The sequence below is a fragment of the Methylobacterium sp. CM6241 genome (assembly GCF_054817845.1).
This window is the reverse complement of the sequence record NZ_CM139246.1, coordinates 4,566,599-4,591,989: the sequence shown is the minus strand read 5'-3', so window position 1 is coordinate 4,591,989 and position 25,391 is coordinate 4,566,599. Positions and strand designations below refer to the sequence as shown.

23 protein-coding genes are annotated in these 25,391 nt (G+C 63.2%); 11 read left to right on the top strand and 12 right to left on the bottom strand.

Going from position 1 to position 25,391, the window contains the following annotated elements; translation table 11 throughout:
- Positions 1-27: 27 nt before the first annotated feature.
- The 3 genes from ACYQR9_RS21555 (at position 28) to ACYQR9_RS21545 (ending at position 3,815) form a co-directional block, all read left to right on the top strand.
- Positions 28-576 carry a formaldehyde-activating enzyme gene (locus ACYQR9_RS21555; RefSeq protein ID WP_018042789.1) on the top strand — a complete coding sequence of 183 codons (549 nt, stop codon included), beginning with the start codon at positions 28-30 and terminating at the stop codon, positions 574-576.
- Between the two features lie 105 nt (positions 577-681).
- A complete protein-coding gene (locus tag ACYQR9_RS21550) occupies positions 682-1,404 on the top strand; it encodes an RNA methyltransferase (RefSeq protein WP_461227993.1) in 723 nt (240 codons plus the stop codon).
- 65 nt (positions 1,405-1,469) lie between these two features.
- Positions 1,470-3,815: a putative bifunctional diguanylate cyclase/phosphodiesterase gene (locus ACYQR9_RS21545; RefSeq protein ID WP_461227992.1), complete on the top strand. Its 2,346-nt coding sequence runs from the start codon at positions 1,470-1,472 to the stop codon at positions 3,813-3,815.
- On the opposite strand, the gene ACYQR9_RS21540 is transcribed toward ACYQR9_RS21545, so the two are convergent.
- From ACYQR9_RS21540 to ACYQR9_RS21530, 3 genes are all read right to left on the bottom strand, one after another.
- Positions 3,816-5,114, bottom strand: coding sequence for an O-acetylhomoserine aminocarboxypropyltransferase/cysteine synthase family protein (locus tag ACYQR9_RS21540; protein WP_461227991.1), 1,299 nt, complete (start codon positions 5,112-5,114; stop codon positions 3,816-3,818).
- A gap of 35 nt (positions 5,115-5,149) precedes the next feature.
- Positions 5,150-5,548 carry a response regulator gene (locus ACYQR9_RS21535; RefSeq protein WP_461227990.1) on the bottom strand — a complete coding sequence of 133 codons (399 nt, stop codon included), beginning with the start codon at positions 5,546-5,548 and terminating at the stop codon, positions 5,150-5,152.
- Positions 5,549-5,657: 109 nt separating this feature from the next.
- The gene (locus ACYQR9_RS21530; RefSeq protein ID WP_461227989.1) at positions 5,658-6,938 is read right to left on the bottom strand and encodes an O-acetylhomoserine aminocarboxypropyltransferase; all 1,281 of its coding nucleotides are present in this window, start codon (positions 6,936-6,938) and stop codon (positions 5,658-5,660) included.
- Between the two features lie 369 nt (positions 6,939-7,307).
- Here ACYQR9_RS21530 and ACYQR9_RS21525 point away from each other — a divergent pair, with 369 nt between their 5' ends.
- Positions 7,308-7,673, top strand: a complete 366-nt coding sequence (locus ACYQR9_RS21525; RefSeq protein ID WP_461227988.1) for a DUF3140 domain-containing protein — start codon at positions 7,308-7,310, stop codon at positions 7,671-7,673.
- 238 nt (positions 7,674-7,911) lie between these two features.
- Positions 7,912-9,195 (top strand): MFS transporter, encoded by a 1,284-nt coding sequence (locus ACYQR9_RS21520; RefSeq protein WP_461227987.1) that lies wholly within the window; start codon positions 7,912-7,914, stop codon positions 9,193-9,195.
- Position 9,196: 1 nt separating this feature from the next.
- Here the strand turns inward: ACYQR9_RS21520 and ACYQR9_RS21515 are convergent, their stop codons facing one another.
- The 3 genes from ACYQR9_RS21515 to ACYQR9_RS21505 form a co-directional block, all read right to left on the bottom strand.
- Complete coding sequence (locus tag ACYQR9_RS21515; RefSeq protein ID WP_461227986.1) at positions 9,197-10,843, bottom strand: hypothetical protein; 1,647 nt, start codon at positions 10,841-10,843, stop codon at positions 9,197-9,199.
- A 170-nt stretch (positions 10,844-11,013) separates the two neighbouring features.
- The gene (locus tag ACYQR9_RS21510; RefSeq protein WP_461227985.1) at positions 11,014-11,670 is read right to left on the bottom strand and encodes a hypothetical protein; all 657 of its coding nucleotides are present in this window, start codon (positions 11,668-11,670) and stop codon (positions 11,014-11,016) included.
- 82 nt (positions 11,671-11,752) lie between these two features.
- Positions 11,753-12,310: a CoA-binding protein gene (locus ACYQR9_RS21505; protein ID WP_461227984.1), complete on the bottom strand. Its 558-nt coding sequence runs from the start codon at positions 12,308-12,310 to the stop codon at positions 11,753-11,755.
- Between the two features lie 76 nt (positions 12,311-12,386).
- Between ACYQR9_RS21505 and ACYQR9_RS21500 the strand changes: the two genes are divergently transcribed.
- Positions 12,387-12,803 carry a PaaI family thioesterase gene (locus tag ACYQR9_RS21500; RefSeq protein WP_461227983.1) on the top strand — a complete coding sequence of 139 codons (417 nt, stop codon included), beginning with the start codon at positions 12,387-12,389 and terminating at the stop codon, positions 12,801-12,803.
- 828 nt (positions 12,804-13,631) lie between these two features.
- Here the strand turns inward: ACYQR9_RS21500 and ACYQR9_RS21495 are convergent.
- Positions 13,632-14,600 (bottom strand): IS110 family RNA-guided transposase, encoded by a 969-nt coding sequence (locus ACYQR9_RS21495; protein WP_461227982.1) that lies wholly within the window; start codon positions 14,598-14,600, stop codon positions 13,632-13,634.
- A gap of 447 nt (positions 14,601-15,047) precedes the next feature.
- Between ACYQR9_RS21495 and rplM the strand changes: the two genes are divergently transcribed.
- The 4 genes from rplM (at position 15,048) to ACYQR9_RS21475 (ending at position 18,514) form a co-directional block, all read left to right on the top strand.
- On the top strand, positions 15,048-15,509 hold the full coding sequence (rplM, locus tag ACYQR9_RS21490) for a 50S ribosomal protein L13 (protein ID WP_056252523.1): 462 nt from the start codon (positions 15,048-15,050) through the stop codon (positions 15,507-15,509).
- Positions 15,510-15,511: 2 nt separating this feature from the next.
- The gene (rpsI, locus tag ACYQR9_RS21485; RefSeq protein WP_026175762.1) at positions 15,512-15,991 is read left to right on the top strand and encodes a 30S ribosomal protein S9; all 480 of its coding nucleotides are present in this window, start codon (positions 15,512-15,514) and stop codon (positions 15,989-15,991) included.
- Positions 15,992-16,074: 83 nt separating this feature from the next.
- Positions 16,075-16,326 (top strand): hypothetical protein, encoded by a 252-nt coding sequence (locus tag ACYQR9_RS21480; RefSeq protein WP_056432842.1) that lies wholly within the window; start codon positions 16,075-16,077, stop codon positions 16,324-16,326.
- Positions 16,327-16,423: 97 nt separating this feature from the next.
- Positions 16,424-18,514 (top strand): prolyl oligopeptidase family serine peptidase, encoded by a 2,091-nt coding sequence (locus ACYQR9_RS21475; protein WP_461227981.1) that lies wholly within the window; start codon positions 16,424-16,426, stop codon positions 18,512-18,514.
- Between the two features lie 5 nt (positions 18,515-18,519).
- Here the strand turns inward: ACYQR9_RS21475 and ACYQR9_RS21470 are convergent, their stop codons facing one another.
- The 5 genes from ACYQR9_RS21470 to cyoA all read right to left on the bottom strand — a co-directional run bounded on the left by ACYQR9_RS21470 (position 18,520) and on the right by cyoA (position 23,678).
- Positions 18,520-19,263: an SURF1 family protein gene (locus ACYQR9_RS21470; protein ID WP_461227980.1), complete on the bottom strand. Its 744-nt coding sequence runs from the start codon at positions 19,261-19,263 to the stop codon at positions 18,520-18,522.
- A gap of 121 nt (positions 19,264-19,384) precedes the next feature.
- A complete protein-coding gene (gene cyoD, locus ACYQR9_RS21465; protein WP_056432852.1) occupies positions 19,385-19,786 on the bottom strand; it encodes a cytochrome o ubiquinol oxidase subunit IV in 402 nt (133 codons plus the stop codon).
- Positions 19,783-20,412: a cytochrome o ubiquinol oxidase subunit III gene (gene cyoC, locus ACYQR9_RS21460; protein WP_056432855.1), complete on the bottom strand. Its 630-nt coding sequence runs from the start codon at positions 20,410-20,412 to the stop codon at positions 19,783-19,785. The genes cyoD and cyoC overlap by 4 nt, the downstream gene beginning before the upstream one ends.
- A 5-nt stretch (positions 20,413-20,417) precedes the next feature.
- Positions 20,418-22,421: a cytochrome o ubiquinol oxidase subunit I gene (gene cyoB / locus ACYQR9_RS21455; protein ID WP_056432857.1), complete on the bottom strand. Its 2,004-nt coding sequence runs from the start codon at positions 22,419-22,421 to the stop codon at positions 20,418-20,420.
- A 132-nt stretch (positions 22,422-22,553) separates the two neighbouring features.
- Positions 22,554-23,678, bottom strand: coding sequence for a ubiquinol oxidase subunit II (cyoA, locus tag ACYQR9_RS21450; protein ID WP_461225336.1), 1,125 nt, complete (start codon positions 23,676-23,678; stop codon positions 22,554-22,556).
- A gap of 367 nt (positions 23,679-24,045) precedes the next feature.
- Between cyoA and ACYQR9_RS21445 the strand changes: the two genes are divergently transcribed.
- Positions 24,046-25,377 (top strand): MFS transporter, encoded by a 1,332-nt coding sequence (locus tag ACYQR9_RS21445; protein ID WP_461227979.1) that lies wholly within the window; start codon positions 24,046-24,048, stop codon positions 25,375-25,377.
- Positions 25,378-25,391 lie beyond the last annotated feature (14 nt).

Sequence of the window (25,391 nt, the reverse complement as noted above, 5' to 3'; positions counted from 1 at the left end):
ATTCCGATTTCTGTGAAGGATATCTCCATGAGCGAACGCATCATCCTGCGGGCCGGCGAGGCCCTGGTCGCCGGCGGGCCGCCCAACACCGCCTCCGAGCCGGAGGTCATCATCGGCGAACTCGACGGGCCGGTCGGCACGGCACTCGCCACCCTCACGGGCGATCAGGTGGTGGGCCATTCCCGCGTCTTCGCGCTCCTGAACACCGACATCATGGTGCGGCCGGTGACGCTCTGCGTCTCCAAGGTCAGCGTCACGGAGAGCAAGTACACCTCCATCCTGATGGGCACGGTGCAGTTCGCCATCGCCAACGGCGTCCTCGACGCGGTGCGCCTCGGCTACATCCCCAAGGAGAAGGCCAACGATCTCGGCATCATCTGCTCGGTCTGGCTCAGCCCCGGCGTGATCGAGGCCGAGACGGTCGATCACAAGGCTTTGTTCGAGATCCAGCGCAAGGGCATGACGGAGGCGATCCGCAAGGCCATGACCAACGAGCCCTCGATCGACTGGCTCCTCGAGAACCAGGACAAGATCATCCACAAATACTACCAGATGGGTCTCGACGGTAAGATCTGAGCGTTTCCACTGCGAACGGGGGAGCCGCGGCGCCGACGGTGCCCGCGGTTCCCATCCTCCCCAAACGGACTTTCCGTCCGGGCCGACCCGTGGCAGAGGGCGACGATGATCGCCCCCGTCATCATCCTGGTCGAACCGCAACTGGCCGAGAATATCGGCATGGTCGCCCGCGCCATGGCGAATTTCGGCCTCTCCGAACTCCGCCTCGTGGCGCCGAAGAACGGCTGGCCCAAAAAGGGCGTGCGGGAGGCCGCTTCAGGGGCGACGCATGTCCTCGACGGCGCCACCGTCTTCGCCACGGTGCCGGAGGCCATCGCCGACCTGAACTATCTCCTGGCCACCACGGCCCGCGAGCGCGGACAGATGAAGCGCGCCTATGCTCCCGACGAGGCGATGACCGACATGGCCTCGCGGACGGCACAGCGCGTCGGCGTGATGTTCGGCCGCGAGCGGATCGGGCTGACCAACGACGAGGTGTCGCTCGCCGACGCCATCGTCACCTTTCCGGTCTCCCCGGACTTTCCGTCCCTCAACCTCGCCCAGGCGGTGCTCCTCGTCGGCTACGAATGGCGCAAGGCCTCGGGCCAGGCCCGGCTCCCCTTCACCGGCGAGATGCAATCTCCACCCGCCACACGCGAGGCGATGGCCTCCCTCGTCGCCAGCTTGGAAGGCAGCCTCGACGCGGGCGGATTCTACCCGCCCGAAAAGCGGGATGTCATCGCCCGCAACATGCGCGACATGCTGCATCGCATGGCAATGACCGAACAGGATGTCAGGACGTTTCGCGGGGCATTGCGCGCTCTGACCCGAACTAAGCCTCCAGGCTGATAAATGTTATCAATCTAGTTGGTTCTTAACGCCTGCGCGACTTTTGCATGCGAGTGTCGGGCGCCATGTGGAAGCATAGACTCAACGCCATCGGCGGCGAATTCGTCTCGGTCGATCGGGAAAGGGCGTTTCAGGACGAGCGCTTTCCCGAGACCCTGCGCCATGCGCGCCTGATCTTTCTCTGCGCCATTCTCCTCAACACGCTCTTCCTGCTCAGCGACTGGCGCTTCGCCGGTCAGATCCATTTCTGGGTCGCCGTACCCGCCCGCGCAGGTATCATCCTGCTGTCCCTCGCCAGCCTGCTGGCGACCTGGAAAGTCACCGGTTTCGGCAGGCTGCAGGTGGTGATGGTGACATGGGAGATCCTCGTCGCCGGATGCGTCGCGGTCCTGTGCTCGTCGCGATCCGACATCGCGCTCTTCGTGATGCTGCTGCTTCCGGCGATCTACATGATCGTCATGCCGACGCGCTTTCTCTGGAGCCTGACGACGAGCGCGATCGCCTCCACCGCGCTGGTGACGGGCTATCTCCTGCCGCCGCCGATGCCGTCCACGGCCCTCGGCATCTGTCTCGCGGTCCTGTTGTCCAACGTCGCCACGCTGCTGTTCGTGGTGCGGTCGAACCGCCTGAGGCGTCTGGAATGGACCGCGACCCAGGCGGAGCGGCGCGCCAATGCGGAACTGGCGGAAAGCCGGCGCCTGTTCGAGACGATGTTCAAGGCAGCGCCGATTCCAATCGTGGTGTCTCGCGCCGATGACGGCCAGATCGTCGATGCCAACGACGCCGCGAGCTGTTTCTACGGACTCGACGACGGCGAAAAGCTGACCCGATACACAATACGCGATCTGGTCGACGGGCCGACCCGGCGCGTGATCCAGGCAGAACTCGACCGGAATGGAACCGCCAGCGAGATCGAGATCGCCACGGGCGTCTCGGGCCGTGTACGCCGGGACGCCCTATTGTCGGCGGTCATCGTGGAGATGGACGGCGCGACCCGTGTGATCTCCAGCCTCGTCGACATGACGAGCCGCAAGGCGGTGGAGGAGCGGATCCGCCTCGCCGCCCAGCGCGACGTCCTCACCGGTCTGCCGAACCGCGCCCTGTTCCAGACGACCCTCGACGCCGCGCTGAGCAAGGCGGAGGCATCCGGCCAGCGCGTCGGCCTCATCCTGATCGATCTCGATGCGTTCAAGGAAGTGAACGACACCCTCGGCCACGACGCGGGCGATGCCCTGCTCAAGGAGGTCGCCCGGCGTCTCGGCAACATCATCGGCGAGCACGATCTCGTCGCCCGGCTCGGCGGCGACGAATTCGTCATCATCGCCCTGTGCGAGAAGGATCGCCATCAGCCGAGCCGGCGCATCCACGCCCTGTCCCGGGCGATCCTCGAAGTCCTGAAACCGTCGATGGCCGTCTCGGGGCGTGTGGTCTCGCCGCGTGCCAGTCTCGGCCTCGCCCTGTTCCCGGAACACGCCGCCAATCCGACCGACCTCTTCACCAATGCCGACCTCGCCCTCTACGCGGCCAAGGCGGCCGGGCGGAACCGGGCGACGCTGTTCGTCCCGGCGCTTCGGGCGGATATCGAGCACCGCGTCTCCGTCGCCCGCGAGATGCGGTCGGCCCTCGAAGTCGGCGGGCTGATTCCGTATTATCAACCGAAGATCGGCCTCGCCACGGGGGAGATCATCGGGTTCGAAGCCCTGGCGCGGTGGCAGCATCCGAGCCGCGGACTCCTGGCGCCCGCCAGCTTCTCGACCGTGTTCGACGACGCGGAGATCGGGGTCGCGGTCGGGACCGTCCTCGCGCGCCAGATCTTCGCCGATCTGGCAAGCTGGATCGCGCAGGGGTACGATCCCGGCCGGGTGTTCCTGAACCTCTCCTCGGCCCAGTTCGCCCAGGAGAACCTCGCCGAGAACCTGATCTCCGATCTGGCCGCCGTGGGCCTCTCCCATGACCGGATCGGCGTGGAGGTGACCGAAACGGTCCTGCTCGGCGGCCATGGCGACCGAGTCTCGGCGGTGCTGGCGAGCCTGCACAGCGCCGGTGTACGCGTTGCGCTCGACGATTTCGGGACCGGCTACGCGTCGCTGACCCACCTCAAGCAATATCCGGTGGACGAGATCAAGATCGACCGCAGCTTCGTGCGCGATCTGGAGCGGGACCCGAACGACGCCGCCATCGTCACGGCGGTGGTTCAACTGGGCCAGAGCCTCGGCCTCAACGTCACCGCCGAGGGCGTGGAGACCGAGGCGCAGGCGACCTTCCTGCGCGAACAGGGCTGCGCCTATGCGCAGGGCTATCTCTACAGCAAGCCCATGCCGCAGAGCCGGGTGCCGTGGTTCCTGAAGCACCACGGCGGCGCTGTCGCGCAGCCGAAGAGCGGAGCCACCACCGAGCTCAAATTCGCCTGATCAGGAATCGACCTGATCCAGCGCCTGGGCGATATCGGCGATCAGATCCTCGGCATTTTCGAGACCGATGGAGAGACGGACGGTCTCGGGGCCGACCAGCGCCGCCGCCTTGTCGGCATCGCTCAGCTGGCGGTGCGTCGTGGTGGCCGGGTGGATCGCCAGGGATTTGATCTCGCCGATATTCACGAGATGCGAGACGAGCTCCAGGCTCATGATGAACTTCACGGCCGCCGGCTGCCCGCCCTTCAGCGCGAAGGTGAAGATCGAGCCCGGCCCTTCTGGCACGTAGCGGGCGGCCAACTCCTCGCCCGTCTGGCCGGGCAGCGCCGGATAGCTCACCCATGCCACCGCCGGGTGGTCCTTGAGGAAGGCGGCGACGGCCTTCGCATTCTCGCAATGCCGCTTCATGCGCAGCGGCAGGGTCTCGATGCCGGTGAGCGTCAGGAAGGCGTTCATCGGCGACAGGCCGGGGCCGAGATCGCGCAGGCCAAAGAGTCGACAGGCGACCGCGAAGCTGAAATCCGGGAAGCGATCCGAGACGACGAGGCCGTCGTAATCGGCCCAGGGCTCGGTGATGAGGTTGTAGCGCCCTACCGCTGCCGGCCAATCGAAGGTTCCGGCATCGCAGATGATGCCGCCGATGGTCTGGCCGGACCCGCCGAGGAATTTCGAGGTCGAGTGGAACACAATGTCGGCGCCGTGCTCGATCGGCCGGATCAGGGCTGGGGAGGCGAGGGTGTTGTCCACCACCAGGGGCAGGTTGTGCCGCTTGGCCACTTCGGCGATGCCGGCGATGTCCATCACCGTGGCGCAGGGATTGACGATCGACTCGCAGACGATGGCCTTCGTCTCCGGCGTGATCGCGGCCTCGAAATCGGCGGGCGTCAGGCCCTTGGCGAAGAGCGGCTTGAGGTCGTAGCGCGCATCGAGCCGGTTCATCAGCCCGAGCGAGCCGCCGAACAGACGCGGCGAGGCCACATAGGCGTCGCCGCTCTTCATCAGCGTCATCAGCACGAGGAGGAGGGCGGACTGGCCCGACGAGACGGCCACGGCCGCCTTGGCGCCCTCCAGGGCGGCGACCCGGCGCTCCAGGGCGGCCACGGTGGGGTTCGAGCCGCGCGAATAGGAGAAGCCGGTGCGCCGCATGGCGAAGATGTCGGCGGCCTGCTCGGTGGATTCGAACACGAAGCCGTTGGTGAAGTAGATCGGCTGGACGCGCGCGCCCGTGGCGGGGTCGGGTGCCGCGCCGGCATGGACGGCCTGGGTAGCGAAGCGGAGCGGGCGGGTCTCGGTGGCCATGATGGGCGTCGCGATCTTCGAAAGAGGTGGCGGGGTCAGGCAGCGCGCCTGGCGAAGGCCCGCAATGTCCGGACCAGGGTGTTGGGCGCGTAGGGCTTCGGGATGAAGCGCGCGCCCTCGGGCATGTCGTGCGGACCGGGCGTGCCCATGCCGGACACGACGAGGACCGGGATGGTCGGCCAGCGATGGGCGACGAGGCGGGCCAGCGCGAACCCGTCCATGGAGCCCTGCGGCATGTCCACGTCGGTCATCAGCAGGTCGATCTCCTCGTTGCGTTCGAGGATGGTGAGCGCCTTGTCGGCCTGCGGCGCTTCGAGGACGCGGAACCCCGCATCGACCAGGGTATCGGCCGCCTCCATCAGGAGAAGGCCGTCGTCTTCGACGACAAGGATGACCGGGGGCTCGCCGGAAGTCTCGAAAGGATCATGCATCATGCAAAGCGAACGATCTCGATGGAGGAATGGTTCGCGGGGTAGTCCCGACGCCGCCGAGGGTCAACCCGGGGGCGTCGGGCCGGGATCGCGCCCAGGCCTGCCAGCAAAATCAAGCGCTTAACGCCGCGTCGAGATCCTCGATCAGATCCGCCGGGTCCTCGATGCCGATGGAGAGGCGCACCACTTCGGGCCCGGCGCCGGCCGCGGATTTCTGCGCGTCGGTGAGCTGGCGGTGGGTCGTGGAGGCCGGGTGGATCACCAGCGAGCGGGTGTCGCCGATATTCGCCACATGGGAGAACAGCTGGAGATTGGCCACCAGCTTCACGCCGGCCTCGTAGCCGCCCTTGAGGCCGATGGTGAAGACCGAGCCGGAGCCAAGCGGCGTGTAGCGCCGGGCGAGCTGGCGATACTTGTCGGTCTCCAGCCCCGGATAGCTCACCCATTCCACCGCCGGATGGGCGTCGAGATGGGTCGCGATCTCCAGCGCGTTGTCGCAATGGCGCTGCATCCGCAGGGGCAGGGTCTCGATGCCGTTGAGGATGAGGAAGGCGTTGAACGGCGAGAGCGCCGGGCCGAGATCGCGCAGGCCCAGCACCCGGATGGCGATGGCGAAGCCGAAATTGCCGAATGTCTCGGAGAGGACCATGCCGGAATATTCGGGGCGCGGCTGCGACAGCATCGGGTAGCGGTCGTCGCCGGCCCAGGCGAAGGTACCGCCGTCGACCACGAGGCCGCCGATGGAATTGCCGTGGCCGCCGAGGAACTTGGTGGCCGAATGCACGACGATGTCGGCCCCGTGCTCGAAGGGGCGGATCAGGTACGGCGTCGCCATGGTGTTGTCGACGATGAGCGGGATCTTGTGGCGTTTGGCGATCACCGAGAGGGCGGCGATGTCGGTGATGACCCCGCCCGGATTGGCGATGGATTCACAGAAGATCGCCTTGGTGCGCGGCGTGATGGCCCGCTCGAACGAATCCGGGTCGTCCGTATCGGCCCAGACCACGTTCCAGCCGAAGCTCTTGTAGGAATGGTTGAACTGGTTGATCGAGCCGCCATAGAGCTTGTTGGCCGCGATGAACTCGTCGCCCGGCTGCATCAGCGCATGCATGGTGAGGAACTCGGCCGCGTGGCCCGAGGCGACCGCCACGGCGGCGGTGCCGCCTTCGAGCGCCGCGATGCGCTCTTCCAGCACCGCGTTGGTGGGGTTGGTGATGCGCGAATAGATGTTGCCGAAGGCCTGCAGCCCGAACAGCGAGGCGGCGTGGTCCACGTCGTCGAACACGAAGGACGTGGTCTGGTAGATCGGCGTGGCCCGCGCACCCGTGGTGGCATCGGGAGCGGCGCCGGCATGGATCGCCAGCGTGTTGAAGCCTGGGATACGGTCGGTCATCACTTACTCCGGGGGCCGGCGGGCACGCACTGGACGTCGTTCTAGCGCCTGTGCCGGGCCAGACGGAAGAGGAGCCACGCCCCCGTTCCGCTTAAACGAACAGAAGTTCTTTATGGCGGACGATGCGCGCGGGTCAAGGGTTGGTGGTGACGCGAGGGGGGGAAGATCACCCCCGTCATCCCGGGGCTGCGCAGCAGAGCCCGGGATCCAGAACCGCGAACCCTTATCCAGCGAAGGCCGTCACTGCGTCTGGATCCTGGGCTCGCCTACGGCGCCCCAGGATGACGGCGAGGGTGGCCACACCTCGTGACCATTCGCCCCTCCGACCCCGAGGAACCCGCCTCGCGCCTCCCGCTTGACCCAGTCCCGATGCGACGGAGGCAACTAGTGAGTAAGGACGACCACGACGAGACCTGGCGCGCGTTCAAGGAGGCGGTGAACATGACGCCCGCCGCCCTGGAGACATTCCTCGACAGCGAGCAGAGCCGCTCGGTCGGGCAAAAGAAGGACGGCGCGTCCGAATCCACCGGCCACGCCTCCGGCCGCCGCATCGTCGCGATCCTGAAGGCCAAGAAGGCCGATCTCACCGACGACGATTACGCCCATATGCGCAAGGTCACCGGCTACGTGAACCGCCACCTCAAACAGGGCGGCCCGGAGGACAAGGACGCGGTGGAGGATTCACCCTGGCGTCTCTCGCTGATGAACTGGGGCCACGACCCGCTGAAGACATAAAGGGTGAGTGCTGTCGCGAGGAGCGGGAGCCTCGTGCGAGCGTCCCTCCCCCCTCTGCGGGGGAGGGTGGTCGCGGAGCGACCGGGAGAGGGGGCAACGCGTCCGGATAGGGCGCTCCCCTCATCCGACCCGCTGACGCGGGCCACCTTCTCCCGCAGAGGGGAGAAGGAGAACCGCAGGAACGATCCTGCAAGAATTCGCATGGCACTCGGCCCCGCCTACGGTTATAGCGCCGCACATGCTCCAGCCCGCTCCGCCCCCTCCCGTTCCCGCCGCGCGGATCCTCATCGCCAGCTTCGTCGGCACGGCGATCGAGTTCTACGATTTCTACGTCTACGCCACGGCCGCCGCCCTGGTGATCGGGCCGATCTTCTTCTCGGCCGACGATCCCTCGGTACAGACGCTGGCGGCCTTCGCCACCTTCTCCGTCGCCTTCATCGCGCGGCCGCTGGGGGCGGCGTTCTTCGGGCATTTCGGCGACAGGGTCGGGCGCAAGGCGACGCTGGTGGCCTCGCTGATGATCATGGGCCTCTCCACCGTGCTCATCGGCTGCCTGCCGACCTATGCCACCGCCGGATGGTGGGCGCCTTTTGCCCTCTGCGTGCTGCGCTTCGGCCAGGGCATCGGCTTTGGCGGCGAATGGGGCGGCGCGGCCCTGCTGGCGGTGGAGAACGCCCCGCCGGGGCGACGCGCCCTCTACGGCATCTTCCCGCAGCTCGGCGCGCCGGTGGGCTTCATCACCGCCAATCTGGGCTTCCTCGGGCTGGCTCTCGCCCTGACCCCGGCCGATTTCCAGGCCTGGGGCTGGCGCATCCCGTTCCTCGCCTCCGCCGTGCTCGTCGGCGTCGGGCTCTATGTCCGCCTGAAGCTCACCGAGACCCCGGTCTTCAAGGCCGCCATGGAGAAGGCCCCGCCCGAGCGCGTGCCGCTCGCCACCATCTTCACGAAATACATCAAGGCGACGCTGCTCGGCACCTTCGCCATGGTGGCCTGCTACGCCGTGTTCTACCTCTCAACCGTCTTTGCCCTGAGCTACGGCGTCTCGAAACTCGGCTTCGACCGACCGACCTTCCTGCTGTTCGAATGCGTCGCCGTGCTGTTCATGGCCCTCGGCATCCCGCTCTCGGGCTGGGCCGCCGACCGCTACGGCCGCCGCCCCGTCCTCCTCACCGGCCTCGCCTTCACCGCCTCGCTCGGCCTGCTGCTCGGCCCGATGCTGGGAAGCGGGCAGGGGGGCCTGGTGCTCGGCTTCCTGTGTCTGGGCCTGTTCGCCATGGGCTGGCTCTTCGGCCCCATGGGCGCCCTGCTGCCCGAACTCTTCCCCACCCGCGTCCGCTACACCGGCGCCTCGGTGACCTACAACCTCGCCGGCATTTTGGGCGCTTCCGCCGCGCCGTATCTGGCGCAGCGGCTGAGTGACTGGGGCGGGATCGGCTGGGTGGGGTTGTATCTGGCTGTTGCGGCTGGAGTTAGCTTTGTGGCTGTGGCGCTGATGGAGGAGACGAGCGAACGTGGGATATAAACTAACTTTCGACTTGCGTCAGCTTTGGCCCCGCGCTGTCGATGCGAAGTTTCACTTCATATAATTCCGATTCCATAAACAATTCACTCGAAGACACCGGTTGAATTTTGATTTTCCAATCCACCGAATCCTGCTTATATCTTCCTCCATTAACTGAAATTACATAATTAGCAGCGAAATGAGGATCATCAAGCAACTTGTAAATTTCGCGCGAAGTTCCAATCGTATTCTTTGCATTAAAAGCTGCGCGAATTATGACTGCTAGATAAATTGTTCTATTGACCTGACTTGAAGATCTCACGATACGTCGGAGTTGATGCATAACGAAGAGCCATATTGAGCCGCCGTTCGAGTTAAAATTGCAAATATCCCTCGCCGTCGCCCATATTTCATCATGCATTAATAGCGAAAATAATATACGCTCGTCCGAAATATTCTCGCTTATAAAAAATTTTTCTATCGACTCAAAGTCAACATCGCGCAGAGAAAGGTGGCTACTTTGGTTTGTGGATTTCATTAAACTATAGCCATAAACTAAGTTTATATTGTATTTATATTTAGAATTATTTATATAAAATTCCATCCCATCGATAGAGTCATCTTCTTTTGCCGATGCAAGTAGCCATCCCTGTCTAAGAAAAAGAAATCTTATCGCTTTTTTATAATTTTTCTCCCCTGAACCATAGGAAAAAGCAGGATCTATCAAAATTCCAGCCTGAAAGCTGCTACGGGCTTGCGGAAATGATGCCAGTAGTTTCTCTTGTGCAGTCGAAAATAAAGACGATCCTATTTCTCTGGCATCTGGGTGACTATCATCCATCAAGATAAAACTGTTGTATCCGCCTAATTCTGAGCGCTCGACATTGTTCAAGACCCGACACCACGCATCGGCTGCAGGATCAGGACCGGTGCCTTTTGATCGGAAATAAACTGAAATTTTATTGCGCTCCGCCAAATTTAGCAAAAAACGCCAGTTAAGAGACATCAATTCTATCAAATCTAGTATCGGTCCCGAAAAACGAGGGATACTACCAATGCCTTTTATTACCGGCATAGGAACAATAATCAGCGGACCCGACAGTTCTCTAGCTGCCTGAAAATCATCATCGTCCAGAAATTGAAAGCCCCCCTTTTGATTTATTAAAGTAACTGTCTCATCGCCAAAATCTTTAATTATTTTTGCTAATCCCTTCTTTTTGACAAAGTCTATAACAACATACTTTGGGCCCTCAAAATGCTTTGATAGATTCCTAAAATCCTCTTCTGCTTCTGCATTAAACATGAGAGCGTTTGATATTTTATACATGTCTTCTCGCCAGACACGCTCAGTACTTTTAGATCCTAACAGCAAAACTAAAGCGCCAACATCTTCCAGCAACTCAGAATTATCTCGTCCCGAATCACTTAGACCGGAAAAATATTCAGGTTCTCTATCCAATGATGTATTAATGTCTATTTGTACTTTTGATAAATCAAGGTGCGTAAACGACATTCCCGAAAGATTTTGCCCTCTCAGGTCGGCACCGTCCATGATCGTACCAATAAACAAGGTAGCAGGATCTTCCCCAGATATTATAGCCAAATCTCGAAGATTATCCGTTTCAGAATAGAGCATTTTTATTAGATTTTTTGCGAGATCGTTTTTCATTTAAATCACTCGCTTTCTGCTATTATTGCACAGAGAGTCATCTCTGAATAAGGGTCGTTTAAATCACCTACTTGAAGGCCAGCTTCGAACAACCGCGTACGCAAAACTGCTTGCGCCGCTAATCTTTTGTTGTTACTAAATGGGCCATCCGAGATGGGCCACCATTTATTTTATTTCTTATATTGTATTGATTTTATATCAATATCTTCACGAAGACATCTTACTTCAATTCTGATATTCGGCTCTATACCTTTAGATCGATCAGATCGAGTATCGGTTATGTTTAATCTGGGCTCTTTGACAGCATTCCACGGTCGTCCTTCTAAAAAATTTTCTTCGACCGGTTTAATGATCCATACATACTCGTTGTCCACTATTCGAACGTTCAATACTTTGAAAGCTTCATTGTTTTGTACTATTTCTGTAACCCTCTGCCTAGAAGACGAATAATCCGCCGACCCCTTCAATTCTATCTGCGGCAAAATACCTTTTAATCCGCCTTTTAGGATGCCGCCAATGCCGGTAGATTGTTTACTAGATGATTTAACAGTCTCAGAACTTTTTATTTTTTTCAAAGGCGTGTCTCGCCGCACAGAAGCGGGACTTACTTTCGCAGGTTCAGTTGGCGGAATGATCACCACCAAGTGTGCTCTCTTCAGGCAAAGCTCAAATCGGACATCCGCAGAAGCCTCTTTTCCTATTCGACCTGAAAAGAAAGCAACATCAACAAACAAATCTGCAGATTTGCGATTCTTGGTGAAACCCTTATGCCAAGCCTCCAAACTTACGACTTCGGCCAGCGCTCTTTTGCGATTATCCCGGTCCATATATAATGTTCCCTAGATACAAAAATATCGATACGATGGACCTACATGCTCTTAAATCAAGATAAATGCCGAAAGCCTAAAGTCAACGTCGCTCAATCGTCAGCCTCTGCACCCCCTTACCCCCCAAAACCGGCCGCTTCGAACTCAAGATCCGAGAATTCACCCCGGTCCAGCCGATCTCACCCGAGATCCGCCCGTACTCGATCTTGGGGCAGCGGTTCATCACCACGGTGAGGCCCGCCGCCTCGGCGCGGGCGGCGGCGTCATCGTCGCGGACGCCAAGCTGCATCCAGACGATCTTCGGCAGCACCGGCAAGGCGAGGGCCTCGTCCACGAGGCCGCCGGCCGCGTCGGAGTTCCGAAAAATCTCGACCATGTCGACCGGGCCGGGGAGGTCGGCGAGGCGGGCGACGACGGGCTTGCCCAGCAGCATCTGCCCGGCGAGGCCGGGATTGACCGGGATCACGTCGTAGCCCCGCGACAGCAGGTATTTCAGCACGATCCAGCTCGGCCGGGCCGGGTTCGCGGACGCGCCCACGAGGGCGATCGACTTCGTCTCCGTGAGGAGCCGGCGGATCAGCGCATCGGGATAGCGGTCGTGGCGCGAGGTGTCGGGTTGGGCGGCGTCGGGCTGGGTCATCGGAACTCTTGAAAACGAAGCCCGAGACTTGTCCGCCATCGCGGCGCATGCTGCAAGGCGCGTCATGACGACTGCCATGAGCCTGCCTGAGACCATCGCCTTTCTGGAGCGGGACTTCCCGCAGATGAACCATGACGGGCCGGCCTTCCACCTCGAATCGGTGGGTCCGCTCTCCGCGCGGATGCGGCTCGACTATCACGAGCGCTTCCTGCGCCCCGGCGGCACCATCTCCGGCCCGGCCATGATGGCGCTGGCCGATTACGCCCTCTACGCGGCGATCCTCGCCAATATCGGCCCGGTGGGCCTGGCCGTGACGACGAACCTCTCCTTCAACTTCCTGCGGAAACCCGGCCCCACCGGGCTCGTCGCCGAGGCCACCCTCCTCAAGCTCGGCAAGCGCCTCGCAGTGGGGGAGGCGCGCCTCTTCGCCACCGGCTCGGACGACCTCGTCTGCCACGCCACGGGGACGTATTCGATCCCGCCGGAGCGGTGAGCACGTGACCCTCCCCCCTCTGCGGGTCCGGCGTGAGCATCCCCTCTCCCCGCTTGCGGGGAGAGGGACGCGACGACCCCGTCGTCGGCGCGTCGAGGCGGCAGCCGAGGGTGAGGGGGCGGTTCCGGGGCAGCCTCTTCCGGCGACGCCCCCTCACCCTCGCTCCGCTCATCACAGGCACGACAGGGTGCCTGTGATCCTCTCCCCGCGTGCGGGGAGAGGGGAAGCCGGTGCCGGATATCTCCTGCTACGGAAAACGCGCTTCCTCACGCTTCAACCGATTTCGCTTATCTGACACCGCTTTAGCATCCTCGATCCCGCCCGAGCGGTGAGCCGGCACGCTACCCTCCCCCCTCTGCGGAGCAGGCGGGTGAGGGGGCGGCCTCTCCGGAGATGGCGCTCCCCTCACCCGACCCACTCCGTGGGCCACCCTCTCCCGCAGAGGGGAGAGGGGAGCCGGTGCTGGATAAGTCCAGCCCCGGACAACCGCGCTTCCTCACGCTTCAGCCGATTTCGCTTATCTGACACCGCTTAGCATCCTCGATCCCGCTCGAGCGGTGAGCCGGCGCGCCACCCTCCCCCCTCTGCGGGGGAGGGTGCCTGCGGAGCAGGCGGGAGAGGGAGCGGCCTCTCCGGATAGGGCGCTCCCCTCACCCGACCCACTTCGTGGGCCACCCTTTCCCGCAGAGGGGAGAGGGGGGAGCCGGTGCCGGATAGCCCAGGCCCGGACAACCAGGCTTCTTCAAGTTTCAGCCGGTCTCGCTCACCGATGGCGACGTGCCCAGTCTCGAACCCACCGGAGCGTCCGACCATTCCCACCCATCCCCCTCATCCTGAGCAACCATTAGTCTTTTGCCATGGCGTGTCTCTGGCGAGGACGGTGTTTGCGTAAGTGAGGAGCTTTCTGGCGCAGGCGACGAGACTTTTCTGGTGGGATTTTCCGGCGTCCTTGAGGCGTTTGTAGAGTCGGACGAGGGCGTCGTTCCATCGGAAGGCGGCGGGCAGGGCTGCAGCGTAGAGGGCGGTTCGAACGGTGGCGCGTCCTCCCGCGATGCGGCGCTGGCCCTGATGTCGGCCGGAGCTGTGATCGAAGGGGGCGAGACCGGCGAGGCTTGCGGCCTGCTCGCGGGAGAGGTCTCCGAGTTCGGGCATGCGCACGATGAGGGTGAGGGCGGTGCGCGGCCCGATGCGGGGAACGCTGAGGACGAGGTCGAGGCGTCGGGCGAGATCGTCATGGGCGCGCAGAGCGGTGACGAGGGCCTTGATCCGCGCCGCGCGCTCGGCCTTGAGACGCTGGATCTCGATGGCGATGTGCTCGCGGATGCGCGGGTCTTGATAGGCCTCCCGCCGTGTCTTGAGGCGGACGACGTCCTCGTCGATCTGCTCGACGAGGCGCAGGGGCTCGGCCAGGGCGACCAGGCGCGGATCGGGGGCTGGCCTGCCGGGTCCGTGAGCCGCCGTGCAGGCGGCGATCAGTCCGGCATCGATGGCGTCGGTCTTGGCCCGGCGCAGGCGAAAGGTCGCGTAGGCGCGGACCTGCCGGGGCTGGAACAGGACCACGTCGAGGCCCGCCTCGCGCAGGGCAGCGGTAGCCCTGCGCTCATAGCCGCCGGAGGCTTCGAGGCCGACCCGGCCGATCCCGAGACGGATCAGCACCGCGACGAGTTCGGCCCGCCCCTCACCGGTGTTGGGCAGGCGCCAACGCTCGTCGCATCCGTCGACGGCAAGGTCGAGCCAATCCTTGCCGACATCGATCCCGGCTACGGCCGGACCGGTCTTCGTGCTACTGTGTGTCATCTTCGTCGACCCTGCCTTGCAAGCGAACCACGACGTTCAGGCAACCATCCGGGTTCGATGAAGAGGCCGACCGCGATCTTGCTCAGGAGCAGCCAAAAGGCTCAGGCGCCAACGATCCGACGGCCGACCGCCCCACTCCGGACGGCCATCCGGGGTGGGGCATTCCTCACGGAACACGGCGACCATAATCCAAGTCGCTATTGCAAGGCGCCGCAGCGAAGCGGAGGCCTCGAAGGATGCAATCGAGGGTGGGAGGGGAGCGCGAAGGATGCGGTATCCTAATACCTCAACCCCGAAATGCTTCGTTTCCTTGAGGTTTTTGCCGATTCCCCTCACCCGAAATGCCTTGACGACTCATCCGCAGACCCGTATTGCAGCCTCCAACGCCGCTGCGTGTCTCACGTGGCGGCGCATCGTTTTGCAAGACATCATACGGAACGCCACGGGATGAAGACCTTTTCTCTGAAGCCCGCCGACGTCGACAAGAAGTGGATCATCGTCGATGCGGAGGGTCTGGTCGTCGGCCGGCTCGCCACCATCATCGCGATGCGCCTGCGTGGAAAGCACAAGGCTTCCTACACGCCCCACGTCGATTGCGGCGACAACGTCATCGTCATCAACGCCGAGAAGGTGAAGTTCACCGGCCGCAAGCGCGAGCAGAAGGTGTATTACCACCACACCGGTTACCCGGGCGGCATCAAGGAGCGGACCGCGAAGTTCATCCTCGACGGCCGGTTCCCCGAGCGCGTGGTCGAGAAGGCCGTTGAGCGCATGCTCCCCCGTGGACCGCTGTTCCGCCAGATCATGGGCAACCTCCGGGTCTACAAGGGCACCGAGCATCCCCACACCGCCCAGCAGCCGCAGGCGCTCGACGTCGGCAGCCTCAACCGCAAGAACGTGAGCGCTTGATCATGGCGACCCTCCAGTCCCTCTCCGACCTGAACCGCGCCAACGTCGAAGATCCCGAGAACGCGGCCCCCGTCCACGTTCAGAAGCTCGACGCCCAGGGCCGTGCCTATGCCACCGGCAAGCGCAAGGACGCGGTCGCCCGCGTCTGGATCAAGCCCGGCAACGGCACCGTCGTGGTCAACGGCCGCACGGTCGAGACCTACTTCGCCCGCCCCGTGCTGCGCATGATCCTGCGTCAGCCCCTCACCATCGCCAACCGCGTCGACCAGTACGACATCACGGTCACGGTGCATGGCGGCGGTCTCTCCGGCCAGGCCGGCGCCGTCCGTCACGGCCTGTCCAAGGCGCTCACCTATTACGAGCCCGAGCTGCGCGCGCCCCTGAAGCGCGAAGGCTTCCTGACCCGCGACAGCCGCGTGGTCGAGCGCAAGAAGTACGGCCGCAAGAAGGCTCGCCGCAGCTTCCAGTTCTCGAAGCGCTGAGCGTTTCGGTTCTCTCGAGTTTTGGAAAGGGCGGCCTCGTGCCGCCCTTTTCGTTTGTCGCGACACAGTCCGAAGGTCACTCGATGCCCAACGTCTTCCGGCGCGTTCACGCCCCCGTCGTCACCGCGGTCACGCTCTGCCTGTCGAAGGCCGGCGGCGAGGTGAAGGGCGAAGTGAAGCTCGCCGACGGACGCCAGTTCAGCACCACCGGCCTGCTCCCCATCGCCCAGGCCTTCGGCATCGCCGTGCATGTGGCCAACGAGGGCGGCATGGAAATCGTGGTCATCGATCCGCAAAGCGCCTGGAAGCCGAGCTGGGGAACGCTCGAGGGTTAAGGTTCACGCAAAGACCCGTCGCGTACCGCTCGAATGGGGGGTCCGATTCCGCTCGGAAGCCGTCGCCATTCCGGTGGAATCGCCCTAGTTTCGGGGCATGATCCAGCCGACGAAACCCTCCTTCGACCCCCGTCCCACCCGCGCCGAACCCGATGACGACCCCCATCTCTGGCTCGAAGAGGTGGAGGGCGTGGAGGCCGTCGCCTGGGTCGAAGCGCGCAACGCCGAGACGCTGGCCCGCTTCACCGACCCTGTCATGGAGCGCGACCGCGAGGCGGTGAAGGCCATTCTCGACCGGCCTGACAAGATCCCCCTCGTGTCACGGCGCGGCCAGCTCCTCTACAATATCTGGCGCGATGCCGAGCATCCCCTCGGCCTGTGGCGGCGCACCGACGAAGCCTCCTACCGCGCCGGCACCCCCGCCTGGGAAACCCTTCTCGACATCGACGCCCTGGCAAAAACCGAAGGCGTGGACTGGGTTTGGGGCGGTGCGACGCTCATCCCCGGCGCCCATGACCGCGCCCTGCTGAAGCTGAGTCGGGGAGGGGGCGACGCCACCATCCTGCGCGAGTTCGACCTGCCGACGCTCAGCTTCGTCGCCGACGGTTTCACCCTTCCCGAGGCGAAGGGCGGGGCCGATTGGCTCGACCGCGACACGCTGATCCTGTCGAGCGCCCTCGGCGAGGGCATGGCCACCCGCTCCGGCTATTCCCGCACGGTTCGGCTCTGGACACGCGGCCAGGACCCGCTCGCGGCCACCATCCTGTTCGAGACCGCGCCCGAAAATATGGGCCTCTGGGGCGAGGTCGACCACGCCTCGCCCTCCGAGCGCGTGGTGTTCATGGAGCGCACCGGCTTCTTCGACGGCATCCTGCATATCGGCGACCGAACTGGCCCGACCCACCGCATCGACGCCCCCACCGACGCCGAAATCTCTCTCCACGGCGACCATCTCGTCATCCGAACCCGCTCTGAATGGAGCATCGGCGGCGCGCTCCACGTGCCCGATACGGTCCTCGCCATCGGCCTTCCGGCGTTCCTCGACGGGGATCGCGCCTTCACCGTGTTGTGGACGCCCTCCGACCGCCGGGCGCTGCAGAACGTCTCCTGGGCCGGGCCGCGCCTCATCGTCGATGCCCTCGACGACCTGCGCCCGTCCTACAGCGTGTTCGAACCGGGGGAGGGCGGCTGGAACCGCCTCAGCCTTCCTGGCCTGCCGGAAATCGGCAGCGTATCCGTCTGGCCCTTCGATTCCGAGCAGAGCGAGTCGGACGGGTCGCTCCTCGCGATGGTTCAGGATCCGCTGACGCCGCCGACGCTGCTGTCGATCCCCGGCGATCTCTCGGCTCCCACCATCCTGCGCACGACGCCATCGGCCTTCGACACGAAAGGCCTGACGGTCACCCGCCACGAGGCCATCTCGGTGGATGGCGAGCGCATCCCCTACGTCCAGGTCGGGCCGACTGGGGCCAGCGGTGACGCGCCGGTGCATCTGTCAGCCTATGGCGGATTCCAGATCTCGCTGCTCCCCACCTACCAGGCGGTGCTCGGCAAACTCTGGCTGGAGAAGGGCGGCGTCGGCGTCGTCGCCAACATCCGTGGCGGTGGCGAGTTCGGCACCCGCTGGCATCAGGCCGGCCGGCGCGAGGGCAAGGCGCTGGCGCATGACGATTTCGCGGCGGTGGCCGCCGATTTGGTGGCGCGCGGAGTCACGAAACCCCAGCGCATCGCCGCGCAGGGCGGCTCGAATGGCGGCCTCCTCATCGCCAACATGCTGACCCGCTACCCCGAGCGCTTCGGCGCCCTGTTCTGCACGATCCCCCTCATCGACATGCGGCGCTATTCGAAACTCCTGGCGGGCGCGAGCTGGATCGCCGAATACGGCGAGCCCGATGTGGAGGCGGATTGGAGCTTCCTCGGCGCCATCTCGGCCTATCACACAGCGGAAGCGGGCAAGCCCTATCCGCCGATCCTCATAGCCACGACGCGACGCGACGACCGCGTCCATCCGGGGCATGCCCGCAAGATGGCGGAGAAGCTACGCCATCTCGGGTACGACCCGGCTTTCTTCGAACCGGCGGCCGGAGGTCACGGCTACGGCAAGGACAATTCCGAGACGGCCGCTTTCCTCGCCCTTGGGATGGGATTCCTCCGGCAGTCCATCGGCTGGGTTCCGGAGGAGAGCTAAGAGTCTCAGGCGCCGCGCCGGCGCATACCGTCGCGGATGACGTAGGCGCCACCAGCCGCGGCCATGATGGCGAGCGCGTACCATGTCAGGGCGTAGACGAGGTGGTTGTCGCTGAAGGCCACCACGGTGAGCCCACCAATAGGGTAGATGCCGGGATCAGGCCCGGCCTCGGCATCGATGAAGTAGGGCGCGGTCGCTCCGAGACCTCGCGAAGCAGCGATGGCTGCGACATCGCGCGAGTACCAGCGATCGGCCGCAGGATCGTTGTGGCGCAGAAAGCCGCCGCCGGGCTCAGAGATGCGCAGTAGGCCGGTGACCTGGGTTTCGCCTATGGTCCGGCAAAGTTCACGCGATGCGGGATCGCGCTTATCGGCGGGGACGAAGCCGCGATTGACGAGGACGGTCGTTCCGTCCGCGCCCACCAGCGGCGTCATTACCCAATATCCGCCGCCGAGTTCCGTCACGGCCTGGACGAGGGTTTCCCGATCGTTCGCGAAGGTCCCGGTGGCGTAGACCCGGCGGTAGGCGTCGGTGCCGGCATCGATCGAGGGCCAATCCGACTGCCGAGGTGCGAGGACCGGAGCGGCATGGATCCGCGCATCGACGCGGGCGATCAGGTCGTGCTTCCACGCGCGGCGCTGGACCTGCCAAGTGCCCAGCGCAAGGAAGGCGGCTACGGCCAGGAGGGACAGAACGCCGACCACCGCGAGGCCAGTGCCCGAGGGCCGGAGGGATCTATCCGTTCTCATCAGAATGCCGAGACGATAAAATAAGGCCACGCCTCGGATACGTGATCCGAGACGTGGCCGTAGGGTACTGGTCTCGCATCGTTCTTCCCGAAAACCGGCGTCCAGTAATTGGGACGGTGCGCTAGTGGTGCTGATGCAAGCTGGTCGGCGTCATCGGCATCATGTTGGTGTTCAGATGATACATCACCCAGACGGAGCCTGTGAGCGTGATCACCACGAGCGTCAGGGTGAAGATAAGCGCCAGGATCGTCCACCCACCCTCGGACTTCGTGTTCATGTGGAGGAAGTAGACCATGTGGACAACGATCTGCACCACACCGAAGCCCATGATGACGAGGCCGGTGAGACGCGGGTTTCCGAGCACATCCCCCATGACCAGCCAGAACGGGATCGCGGTCAGGATCACCGACAGCACGAAGCCGGTGACATACCCTTTGAACGAGCCGTGACCGCTATGGTCGCCGTGGCCCTTCACATCCTCTTCGTGGTCCGCCGCATGGGCGGACTGGCTGGCGGCGCTCATTGCAGCACTCCCATGAGATAGACGAAGGTGAAGACGCCGATCCAGATCACGTCGAGGAAGTGCCAGAACATCGAAAGGCACTGCAGCCGGCGCTGGTTCTCCGGGATAAGGCCCTTCTGTTCGGTCTGGACCATCAGCACGACGAGCCAGACCAAGCCGAGCGTCACGTGCAGGCCGTGGGTGCCCACCAAGGTGAAGAACGACGACAGGAAGGCGCTGCGCTGCGGCCCGGCGCCTTCATGGATGAGGTGTGCGAACTCGTAGAGCTCCAGGCCGATGAAGGCGAGGCCGAATAGGCCGGTCACGCCGAGCCAGAGCTGCATCCGCCGCTGCTCGCCCTTGGCCATCTCCAGCATGGCGAAGCCATAGGTGATGGACGAGAACAGCAACATCGACGTGTTCAACGCCACCAGCGGCAGGTCGAACAGATCCTTGGGAGAAGGACCTGCCGCATAGTTTCGACCGAGAACGGCGTATGTGGCGAACAGGGCCGCGAAGATGAGACAATCGCTCATCAGATAGATCCAGAAGCCCAGCATGGTGCCGCCTTCGGGATGGTGATCCTCCTCCATGTAGAAGGAGGGTGCCTCGCCTTCCTTGGCAAGGGTGGGAGCGTGCGACGCCATGGTTCTCAGACCCGACCTTCGAGCAACCGGGTCCGTTCAGCCTCGGTACCGATCACGGTGTCGGCCGGGATGTGGAAGTCGCGGTTGTAGTTGAACGTATGCCCGATGGCGACGACGGCCATGGCGATGAACGTCAGTGCGGCAAGCCACCAGATGTACCAGATCATGCCGAACGAGAAGCCGATGCTGAGGATGCCGAGGATCATGCCCGTGCCGGTGTTCTTCGGCATGTGGATCGGGCGGAAACCCTGGAGCGGTCGGGCATAGCCACGGCGCTTCATGTCCGACCACGCATCGTGATCGTGAATCACGGGCGTGAAGGCGAAGTTGTAGTCCGGCGGCGGCGAGGAGGTCGACCATTCTAGGGTACGGCCGCCCCACGGATCGCCGGTCACGTCACGCAGCTGTTCACGCCGCATGAAGCTCACGACGAGCTGGATGATGAAAGAGAGGATGCCGAGCGCGATCAACCCGGCGCCGAAGGCCGCGATGATGAACCAGATCTGCAGCGACGGATCGTCGAAATGCTGCACGCGGCGCGTCACGCCCATCAGGCCGAGGACGTAGAGCGGCATGAAGGCGAAGTAGAAGCCCGTGAGCCAGAACCAGAACGACATCTTCCCCCAGAACGGATCGAGCTTGAAACCGAAGGCCTTGGGGAACCAGTAGGTGATGCCGGCCAGCATACCGAACAGCACGCCGCCGATGATGACGTTGTGGAAGTGAGCGATGAGGAACAGGCTGTTGTGAAGTACGAAATCGGCCGGGGGCACGGCGAGGAGAACGCCGGTCATGCCACCGATGGTGAAGGTCACCATGAAGCCGATGGCCCAGAGCATCGGCTCCTCGAAACGGATGCGGCCCTTGTACATGGTGAAGAGCCAGTTGAAGAGCTTTGCCCCCGTCGGGATCGAGATGATCATCGTCGTGATGCCGAAGAACGAGTTCACGGAGGCACCCGAGCCCATCGTGAAGAAGTGGTGCAGCCAGACGAGGTAGGACAGGATCGTGATGACCACGGTGGCGTAGACCATGGATGCGTAGCCGAAGAGCCGCTTACCGGAGAAGGTGGAGACGATCTCCGAGAACACTCCAAAGGCGGGTAGGATGAGGATGTAGACCTCCGGATGACCCCAGATCCAGATGAGGTTCACGTACATCATCGGGTTGCCGCCGAGGTCGTTCGAGAAGAAGTGCGTGCCCACGTAGCGGTCGAGGGAGAGCAGCGCGAGAACGGCCGTGAGGATCGGAAAAGCGGCGACGATAAGGATGTTCGTGCAGAGCGCGGTCCAGGTGAAGATCGGCATCTTCATCATGGTCATGCCAGGCGCGCGCATCTTCACGATGGTGGCGATCAGATTGATGCCGGACAACAGGGTGCCGATGCCGGCGATCTGAAGCCCCCAGATGTAATAATCGACGCCGACGCCGGGACTTCCGGCAGGGCCGGAGAGAGGCGGGTAGGCCAGCCATCCGGTACGGGCGAACTCGCCGACGAACAACGACGCCATGATCGTCGCGGCGCCGCTGACGGTCATCCAGAAGCTGAAATTGTTGAGGAATGGGAATGACACGTCGCGTGCACCGATCTGCAGCGGCACGACGAAGTTCATCAGACCGGTGACCAGAGGCATCGCCACGAAGAAGATCATGATCACGCCGTGGGCAGTGAAGATCTGGTCATAATGATGCGGCGGCAGGTAGCCCTCGTTGGCGCCGAAGGCGATGGCCTGCTGCGAGCGCATGAGGAGAGCGTCGGAGAAGCCGCGCAGCAGCATCACCAGCGCGAGAACGACATACATGATGCCGATCTTCTTGTGGTCGACGGAGGTGAACCAGTCGCGCCACAGCGGACCCCACCAGCGCATATAGGTGATGAGGCCCAGTAGTCCGACGCCACCGATGGCGACGCCGATGAACGTAACGAGCAGGATCGGCTCGTGATACGGAATGGCTTCGAGAGTCAGTCGCCCGAAGACGAGCTTCTGAAGATCGAGATTGGCAAACATGGGATCGCTTCGTTCCCGGTTGTCGGCGAGGGGACGTACCGATCGATTCGGTACTGGTCTCTCATGGGTTCAATTTAATGGTGCCGCCGCTGTGATGCGCCTGTCCCGAAGGCCGCGCGTCATCGCGTCGGCCTAGCGGTTCAGCTGCGCGGGGGCAGGGTCACTTTGCTTCGTCTCGGACCCGGAATGGTCGTGGTGGTGATCATGCCCCTTGTCCGGGTCGACCTCCTGGCTGCGCGTCTTCTTTTCGGTGGCTGGGAACGTCGCCCCCTGGGCCTCCTCGCCGCGGACGGCATGCCGGTCGTCGTAACGAAGCCGCTCCCGGTTGGCGTGGCTCTCTTTGCCGGCGCCGCCCTTAGAGTCGATGCTCATCATCTCGCCCATGCACATCTTACCCTCGACGACGCACATGTTCAGAATGGCGCTGTAGAGCCCCGGCGCAACGCTGGAATAGTAGCCCACCGGCTCGCGCTCGCTCGGCTTCTCCAGGGCGATGTAGGCGTCGCGGTTGAGCTCCTTGCCCTCTGCCTTCACCTTGGCGACCCACTGGTCGAAGCCGCCCTGGTCAAGCCCGTGGAACTTGAAGTTCATCCGCGAGAAGCCTTCCCCGCTATAATTGGCGGAGAAACCTTCGTAGACGCCCGCCTTGTTGATGACGGCGTGCAGCTTCGTCTCCATTCCGGCCATGGCGTAGATCTGTCCCGCCAGCGCCGGAATGAAGAAAGAGTTCATCATCGAGGCCGAGGTGATCTTGAAATTGATTGGCACATCCACCGGCGCCGCCAGTTCATTCACCGTGGCGATGCCCTGATCAGGATAGAAGAACAGCCACTTCCAATCGAGTGCCACGACCTCGACCGTCAACGGCTTCACATCCGCAGTAAGCGGACGGGAAGCGTCGATGCGGCTCAGGGGCCGGTAGGGATCGAGCGTATGTGTGCTGATCCAGGTCAGCGCCCCGAGGGCGATGATGATCACGAGAGGCGCCGACCAGATCAGCACTTCGAGCTGAGTCGAGTGGTGCCAGTCGGGGTCGTACTCAGCCTCGGTGTTCGATTGGCGATAGCGCCAAGCGAAAAAGAGCGTGAAGGCGATCACCGGAAGGATGATCAGCAGCATCAGCCCCGTCGAGGCGACAATGAGGTCACGCTGCCGCGTGGCGATGTCGCCCGCTGGCTGCATGACGACCATGTTGCAGCCCGAGAGAAGGGCCATGAGAGGCAGGAATGCGAGAGCGCGCAAGGATCTGGATGACATCCGACCGGCTGCAGTGAGACGTCCGCGGGCGGAACGTCGGGAGGAAACATTTGGTTTACGAAAAGCGGCGGCTCGTACTGGATCGCTTGCCGCGATGCCGGTTCGATACGGGCTTCTCCTGCGCAGTGCAAAGGCGCCCTGGCAAGTGCGTGCGGCTTCAATCAGCCGGGCGTTGAGAGCATAGCTGATTTCCATCGCGGAAGGCAGTAAGAAGGGAAGCATCACCCGCGGGACATATGCCTGGCTGATCCGCGAAACGTGACGTTGCATCGCTTTGCCGCAGTGCAACAAGCCCTCATAATCGGAACACAGGGATGCGCCAAGTGCGGCGTGTCCTTCCCACCCTTCAAGCAGCGAATGGCCGTCCATGAGCCAAGATTACGCGTTGCAGACCCCTCCGCATCTGAGTGCAGGTGCCAGGGCCAGCGCATCCGAACCCGAAGTCGCGCCCGGCGACATTGCCGTCGGTGTCCTCATCGGCCGGACATCGGAATTCTTCGACTTCTTCGTCTTCGGCATCGCCTCGGTGCTGATTTTCCCGAAGGTCTTCTTTCCGTTCGTCCCGCCCCTGGAAGGCACGCTCTACGCGTTCGCCCTCTTTGCTCTCGCCTTCGTGGCACGGCCCATCGGTTCGGTGATCTTCATGGAGATCGACCGACGGCATGGGCGAGGCGTGAAACTGACGATCGCCCTGTTCCTGCTCGGTGGCTCGACGGTGTCGATCGCGTTCCTGCCGACCTATCACAGCATCGGGATGGCCTCGGTCTGGCTGCTCGCCGCCTTCCGTATAGGGCAGGGGCTCGCGCTAGGCGGCGCGTGGGACGGCCTCGCTTCGCTTCTGTCGATCAAAGCCCCCAGTGACCGCAAGGGCTGGTATGCGATGATCCCGCAGCTTGGAGCGCCCATCGGCTTCGGGCTCGCAAGTGCCCTGTTCTCGTTCTTTCTTGCCAACCTGACCATGGACGACTTCCTCGATTGGGGCTGGCGTTACCCGTTCTACGTGGCCTTCGCGGTAAACGTTGTCGCTCTTTTCGCGCGACTTCGCCTCGTGGCAACCGAGGAGTTCACGCAGCTTCTCGAGACGCGCGAACTCGCCCCGACCCCGGTCTGGGAAATGATCCGCGCACAGGGACGAACTGTCCTTATCGGCGCCTTCGTGCCGCTGGCGAGTTTTGCACTGTTCCATCTCGTCAGCATCTTCCCGATCAGCTGGATCACCCTGTTCACGAAGCGCTCGGCCGGCGAGTTCCTGCTCGTACAATTCGTCGGCTCGATCGTCTTCGCTGGCGCGATTGTGATCTCGGGAATCGTCGCGGATCAGGTGGGCCGGCGTCGGCTCGTCGGCATCGCGGCCAGCCTGATCGGCTTGTTCAGCCTCGCCAGTATTCTCGCACCGCTGCTGTTCGGCGATAGCGAAACCGGCCAGACGATCTACGTGCTCGTCGGCTTCGGTCTGCTCGGCCTGTCTTACGGGCAGACATCAGGCTCGGTGACCGAGTATCTCGGCACGCGCTATCGCTATACCGGCGCGGCGCTCACATCCGATCTCGCCTGGCTGATCGGAGCTGGCTTCGCGCCGCTGGTGGCGCTGAGCCTGTCGAGCCGATTCGGCCTTGCTTGGGTGGGCGTCTACCTACTGTCGGGTGCGGTCGCGACCTTGGGCGCGCTCGCCATCAACCGGAAGGTTGCCGCGATCTGACAATTACGGACGTG